Here is a 6289-nt window from a genome sequence, read left to right as displayed (position 1 = left end):
AACTACACCACCGCCGCGGCGGCGGATACACCGGAAAACGCCGGATCAGACCTCGAGCAGTTCGGATTCCTTGTGCTTCACCAGCTCGTCGATCTGACCGACATATCTGGCCGTAGTCTTGTCCAGCTCCTTCTCGGCCCGGCCGACCTCGTCCTCACCGGCCTCGCCGTCCTTCTGGATCCGGCCCAGTTCGTCCATGGCCTTACGGCGCACATTGCGGATCGAGACCTTGGCGTCCTCACCCTTCTGCTTGGCCTGTTTGACCAATTCGCGGCGCCGCTCCTCGGTGAGCTGCGGGATCGAGATCCGCAGGATATCGCCGTTGTTGGTCGGGTTCACGCCCAGATCGGAATTGCGGATCGCGGTTTCGATCGGCCCCAGCTGTGCCTGCTCGTACGGTTTCACCACCACCATCCGCGGCTCCGGGACAGTGATACTCGACATCTGGGTGATCGGGGTCGGCGATCCGTAGTAGTCGACGACGACCCGGGAGAACATCCCCGGGTTCGCGCGCCCGGTCCGGATGCCGCCTAGATCGTCCTTCGCCACCGAGACAGCCTTCTCCATCTTCTCCTCGGCGTCGAAGAGCGCTTCTTCAATCACGACCGTTCCTCCACTGCGTCGTCATCGTCATGACCCGCGGGCCCGCGGTATCAGGATCGAACCAATGTGCCGATCTTCTCACCGGCCACCGCCCTGGCAATATTGCCCTTGGTCAACAAATTGAACACCAGCATCGGCATCTGGTTGTCCATACACAAACTGAACGCCGTCGAATCGGCGACCTTCAGGTCGCGTTCGATGGCTTCCTTGTGCGTGATCTCGTGGAACATGCTGGCATCCGGATCCAGTCGCGGATCGGCGTCGAACACTCCGTCGACGGCCTTGGCCATCAGCACCACCTCGGCACCGATCTCCAGCGCGCGCTGGGCGGCAGTGGTGTCGGTCGAGAAGTAGGGCATCCCCATCCCGGCGCCGAAGATCACCACGCGCCCCTTCTCCAGATGTCGCTTGGCACGCAACGGCAGGTAGGGTTCGGCGACCTGCCCCATCGTGATGGCGGTCTGCACCCTGGTGTCGATGCCCTGCTTCTGCAGGAAATCCTGTAGCGCCAGACTGTTCATGACCGTGCCGAGCATGCCCATGTAATCCGAGCGCGCGCGTTCGAGACCGCGTTCCTCGAGTTCGGCGCCGCGGAAGAAGTTCCCGCCGCCGATCACCACCGCCACCTGCACCCCGGTGGAAACGACCTCGGCGATCTGCTCCGCGACGGTCTGCACCATATCGGGATCCAGCCCCACCGTGCCGCCGCCGAACATCTCACCGCCCAGTTTCAGCAGTACCCGGCGATATCCTGGGCGGTCGGTCCCGGGGTGCGTCATCGGCTGGCGTCTCCTTCGGCGATCGGCGGTGCTCGGTAGATAGTGTTCATGGTGCGGGGCCGCCGGGGAACCGGTGCCGCCCGCTTCCGACTGGCCCGGGCGCGGCGCGCGGCTACGTGGCATAGGCCAACACAGGGCGGCCTCTATCCTGCCCTACGCCGCCGGGCGATCGTACGACGGGGCGGGCGGGGCCGGAAAGTGCCCGCTCAGCAGCAAACCCCCGCCGCAGCGTATGCGACGGGGGTTGCTGCGATACGGATCAGGCTTGGCCGACCTCGAACCGGGCGAAGCGGGTGACGGTGACACCGGCCTCGTCCAGCAGAGCCTTCACGGTCTTCTTGTTATCGGTGACCGACGGCTGTTCGAGCAGCACGACGTCCTTGAAGAAGCCGTTCACGCGACCCTCGGTGATCTTGGGCAGCGCGGCCTCGGGCTTACCTTCTTCACGGGCGGTCTGCTCCGCGATCCGGCGCTCGTTCTCGACGAGATCTGCGGGGACCTCGTCGCGGGTGACGTACTTGGCCTTGAGCGCGGCGACCTGCATGGCGGCGCCACGGGCGGCCTCCGCGGCGGCGTCACCGGAACCGGTGTACTCGACGAGCACACCGACGGCCGGCGGCAGATCCGACGCCCGCTTGTGCAGGTAGGTGGCGACCGGGCCGTCCAGGGAGACGACGCGACGCAGTTCCAGCTTCTCGCCGATCTTGGCGGCCAGCGCCTGCAGCGCCTCGTCGACCGTCGAGCCGTCGAGGGCCACGGCCTTCAGGGCATCCACATCGGCCGGTTTCGCGGCCGCGGCGGCGGCGATGATCTTATCGGCCAGCTCCTGGAACTCCGCGTTCTTGGCCACGAAGTCGGTTTCGGAGTTGATCTCGACCATCACGCCGTCCTTGGCGATGACCAGGCCCTCGGCAGTGGTGCGCTCGGCCCGTTTGCCGACATCCTTGGCGCCCTTGATGCGCAGCAATTCCACGGCCTTGTCGAAATCACCTTCGGTTTCGACCAGCGCGTTCTTGCAGTCCATCATTCCGGAGCCGGTGAGCTCCCGCAGCCGCTTCACGTCAGCGGCGGTGTAGTTCGCCATCGGGGGCGAGCCTCCTTCGAGAAAGTCAGGTACCGGTCAGCGGTGGCCACGTGCTCGTACAGCCGTGACCACCGCTGTGGAAATTCGGGTTCGGCGGCGCTCATCTCAGCAGCAGCCGGTGAGCGCCGGCCGAACACGGGGTGACGACTCAGGCCTCGGCCGGAGTCTCCGCGGGCGCCGCAGGGGTCTCGGCGCCGGGCGCGGCCTGCGCCAGCAGCTCCTGCTCCCACTCCGGCAGCGGCTCCGCACCGGCCTCGGGCTTGTCGTCGCCGCCGGAGCGGCCGGCCCGGGCCTGCACGCCCTCGGCCACCGCGGAGGCGACGACCTTGGTGAGCAGCGCGGCGGAACGGATCGCATCGTCGTTACCCGGGATCGGGTAGTCGACGAGGTCGGGATCGCAGTTGGTGTCCAGGATCGCGATGACCGGGATGTTCAGCTTGCGGGCCTCGCCGACGGCGATGTGCTCCTTGTTGGTGTCGACGACCCAGATGGCCGAGGGCACCTTCTGCATATCGCGGATACCGCCGAGGGTGCGGTCCAGCTTGTTCATCTCACGCGTGAGCATGAGGATTTCCTTCTTGGTGCGACCCTCGAATCCACCGGTCTGCTCCATAGCCTCGAGTTCCTTGAGGCGCTGCAGGCGCTTGTGCACGGTGGAGAAGTTGGTGAGCATGCCGCCCAGCCAGCGCTGGTTCACATACGGCATACCGACCCGCGTGGCCTCGGCCGCGATGGACTCCTGGGCCTGCTTCTTGGTGCCGACGAACAGGACGGTGCCGCCGTGGGCGACGGTCTCCTTGACGAATTCGTAGGCCTTATCGATGTAGGTCAGCGTCTGCTGCAGATCGATGATGTAGATGCCGTTGCGGTCGGTGAAGATGAACCGCTTCATCTTCGGGTTCCAGCGACGGGTCTGGTGCCCGAAATGCGCGCCGCTGTCGAGCAGCTGCTTCATGGTTACGACAGCCATTGCTCTCGTATCTCTCTTTCGTTGCCGGTTGTCGCAGCAAGCCGGCGGCCTGCTGCCCTGGCACCACAGAACACTCGGACCCGATCAGGGATCGGGACCAGCCGAGACGTCCCCTGTTCCGGAATCGCGCCGCCGGCCGTCCGCTCCCGGGGAGCGCGTGGCGGGCAGCGCCGTGATGAACAAGCACGGTGGTGCGCGAAGTCGGCCGGTGCCACACAGAAACCTGCGAACACAGACCGCTCGGCCAGTTTACGGCGTGCGCTGCGAGAATCGGAAATCGGGCGGTCGCACGGGTACGTTCGGTGAGCTGCGAGCGGGCTTTTTGAAACACAGTTTGTTCACAGGGGTGGGTTATCCACAGGTGCCGGAATTGCGGGTTCCGGCCGCTATCCGCCGCGGGCACGCTGAGCATATGAGCCGTCACGACACCGCCGACCGCATCCCTTCTTCACCGGCCGGACTCCCGCCCGCCCCGCGCAGCTGGCCCTATATCGCACTACGTGATCGGCCGATTACCGCACAAGACGGCGAACCGCTGCCACTATGGCCGCGAAGATCGCAGGAACCGCCGGCGGCGAGTATCCGCAGGCGTGGGATGCTGCGGCACCACACCGGTGTGCCCGGCCACACCGCGCACACCCGGTACAGCCGCACCGCCGTCGTACTCCCCGGCGGCAGCGAACACGCCCGCCGTCTCCCGTCGCTCCACTGCAGCCCGCGATTCGCACGCCGCCGGTGGTGTGCCGACAACCGCCGAAAGACAGGCGCCGACCGGATCGTCGCCGCATCAACGCTCTCCGCCGCCGATACGACGGGGAACGAGCCGGGGCGACGGGCGTATGGGGCCGCATCGAGCACCACAGCGCACCCTGCGGTTCATCGTTTCGTCCCGGCCCGCGATGGTGCACACCACCGAGATATGCCTGCAACCCGATCTGCGCACGCCGCACGATCCGCTCGGGCCGCGAGCGATGCCACGGTGGCCGGCCGGAATCGTCCGGTCCGGAGCACGGCCCTGGCGGCCTCCGCAACCGGCAGGCGCGCCGTGCCGCAGGTGCTCCGGCCCGGGAGTTCGGAGGCGGGCGCGGCGGGGCTCGGCGATATCGAACGGCGTGCCCGGCGATACGAACGCCGGATAGCCCACAGCGCCTTCCTGCCCGCGGACCGCGAGCCCGTCCCGGTTCTGCTCGACGCGTTCGCATCGCAACGTGCGGATCCGGGGCGCCGGTCTCCCACGGTGCCGCCCGATGACTCACCGCTGCCCATGGGGATACCGTCACGGTTCGCACCCGGTCGGCGATTGCGGCGGGCGCCGGTCCGGAATCCGATTCGGCGTGCTGTCCCGGAAGACCGCACCGGCACGCGGAGTCGCCTGTTCCTGTACCGAAGCGTGGCGGGGGATGTCGCCGGAGGGGCGCCGCCACACCCGGCGGTGGCATGCGGCCTGGCGGACCGATCGTCGCGGGTCCACGCATTGCGGAAGGCAAGGGATGTGCGGCTCTCCGCGGCGGCACCTCGGATATCGAATGGACCGGATCGCGCGGGCGATCTGCCTGCTGCGGGGGCGCGACTGGGCACCGGCGGGCGGAGCCCGGTGACCCGGGTCGTCACCGTCGGAGGCAACAAGCTGGTCACCCGTTCGGTTTCCGTGCGGGCCCGGCACCGGCGTTCCGTGGTGGGACACCGGCGGTGGGATGTGCTGCTCGGTGCCGCGTTCACTACGGTGCTCGTCGCGTTCCCGTTGGGTCCGGGTGCCACAGCCGCCGCTTATTCCGGCGGTTCGGTGGAGGCGACGCCGGTGAGCTCTACCGCTGCGGCAGCCCGCCCAGCTCTCGACCGGACGGTGCCCGGCCCGAATCCGGCCGTCGCCGGCGAAGGCCCCACCACACCGGCTGCGGTCGCCGCATGCGGCGGATCGGGATCGGCTTCCGGGTCCGGCGCCGAATCGCCCTGGTCCGGTTCCGCCGAGTTGGCGGCAGGTTCAGCCTCCGGGTCGGCCTGCACGGTCGTTCCGGCGTTGGGCGAATTGCTGCGCACATTGATCCGGCTCGCACCGAAGATCGCTCCGCCCTGTCCGTGCCCGAATGGCCGGAAATAGGAGCGCCGCCGGGCCGGGCGTATGGAGGGGGTACGCCCGGCCCGGTATGGGCCCTGGCTCCGTGCTGTTGGTTCTGCTGATGGCGCTGGCCGCCGCCGGTCCGGCCGCAGCAGGGCCGGACAAGCCGTTCACCTGGCCGTTGCGGCCACGGCCCGACGTCGAACGAGCCTTCGACCCACCGGAACAGGACTGGCTGCCCGGGCATCGCGGTGTCGATCTCGCCGGAACGCAGGGACAGACCGTTTATGCGGCCGGCCCGGGAGTGGTGGTCTTCGCCGGCGAAGTGGCCGGTAAGCCGGTGGTATCGATACGCCACGAAGGAGACCTGCGGACGACCTATGAGCCGGTGACGGCGAAGGTCACGGTAGGCAGACGGGTCACCCGCGAGACCGCAATCGGTGTCCTGGAGGGCGGGCATGCGGGGTGTGCGACCACTTGTTTGCATTGGGGCGCGCGCCGCGAGCAGAGCGGCCGCGCGAAGCGGGAGTATCTGGACCCACTCGGCCTGCTGCGCCTGTCTCCGGTCCGCCTGAAGCCGGTGCACCCAGTCGGGTGAACAGTCGCGGAAGCGCACGAGCAGCCTCGCCGGGGGGGGGCGCGCGCCCCCGGGGCCCGCCCCCCCCCCGCCCCGGACAGAGCGGGGGGGGCCCCCCCGCGGGGGGCGGGGGGGGCCCCCCGGGGGGGGGGCCGCCCCCCGAAAAAACGGGGGGGGGGGGGGGGGGTTTTGGGTGGGGGGGGGTGATTGGTAGGGGCGG

6 protein-coding genes are annotated in these 6289 nt (G+C 68.5%); 1 reads left to right on the top strand and 5 read right to left on the bottom strand.

What is annotated here, in order from left to right; all coding sequences use genetic code 11:
* Window positions 1-45 precede the first annotated feature (45 nt).
* From frr to QH196_RS00135, 5 genes are all read right to left on the bottom strand, one after another.
* Window positions 46-603, bottom strand: a complete 558-nt coding sequence (gene frr, locus QH196_RS00155) for a ribosome recycling factor (RefSeq protein WP_280413701.1) — start codon at window positions 601-603, stop codon at window positions 46-48.
* A gap of 50 nt (window positions 604-653) precedes the next feature.
* Complete coding sequence (gene pyrH / locus QH196_RS00150; RefSeq protein WP_280413700.1) at window positions 654-1382, bottom strand: UMP kinase; 729 nt, start codon at window positions 1380-1382, stop codon at window positions 654-656.
* Window positions 1383-1641: 259 nt separating this feature from the next.
* On the bottom strand, window positions 1642-2466 hold the full coding sequence (tsf, locus tag QH196_RS00145; RefSeq protein WP_280413699.1) for a translation elongation factor Ts: 825 nt from the start codon (window positions 2464-2466) through the stop codon (window positions 1642-1644).
* Between the two features lie 148 nt (window positions 2467-2614).
* Complete coding sequence (rpsB, locus tag QH196_RS00140) at window positions 2615-3436, bottom strand: 30S ribosomal protein S2 (RefSeq protein ID WP_280413698.1); 822 nt, start codon at window positions 3434-3436, stop codon at window positions 2615-2617.
* A gap of 1767 nt (window positions 3437-5203) precedes the next feature.
* Complete coding sequence (locus QH196_RS00135; RefSeq protein ID WP_280413697.1) at window positions 5204-5473, bottom strand: hypothetical protein; 270 nt, start codon at window positions 5471-5473, stop codon at window positions 5204-5206.
* Between the two features lie 107 nt (window positions 5474-5580).
* Between QH196_RS00135 and QH196_RS00130 the strand changes: the two genes are divergently transcribed.
* Complete coding sequence (locus QH196_RS00130) at window positions 5581-6090, top strand: M23 family metallopeptidase (protein WP_432279398.1); 510 nt, start codon at window positions 5581-5583, stop codon at window positions 6088-6090.
* The last annotated feature ends 199 nt before the right edge of the window (window positions 6091-6289 follow it).

The sequence above is a fragment of the Nocardia carnea genome, from assembly GCF_029868325.1.
GTDB lineage: Bacteria > Actinomycetota > Actinomycetes > Mycobacteriales > Mycobacteriaceae > Nocardia > Nocardia carnea_C.
Note: the sequence above shows the minus strand (reverse complement) of the source record. Positions and strands in the feature narration are given on the sequence as shown.

What these genes read in the sequence shown, in the direction of transcription:
- pyrH (WP_280413700.1), bottom strand. Translation starts at nt 1,382, where the DNA reads ATGACGCACCCCGGGACCGACCGCCCAGGATATCGCCGGGTACTGCTG.
- tsf (WP_280413699.1), bottom strand. Translation starts at nt 2,466, where the DNA reads ATGGCGAACTACACCGCCGCTGACGTGAAGCGGCTGCGGGAGCTCACC.
- rpsB (WP_280413698.1), bottom strand. Translation starts at nt 3,436, where the DNA reads ATGGCTGTCGTAACCATGAAGCAGCTGCTCGACAGCGGCGCGCATTTC.
- QH196_RS00130 (WP_432279398.1), top strand. Translation starts at nt 5,581, where the DNA reads ATGGGCCCTGGCTCCGTGCTGTTGGTTCTGCTGATGGCGCTGGCCGCC.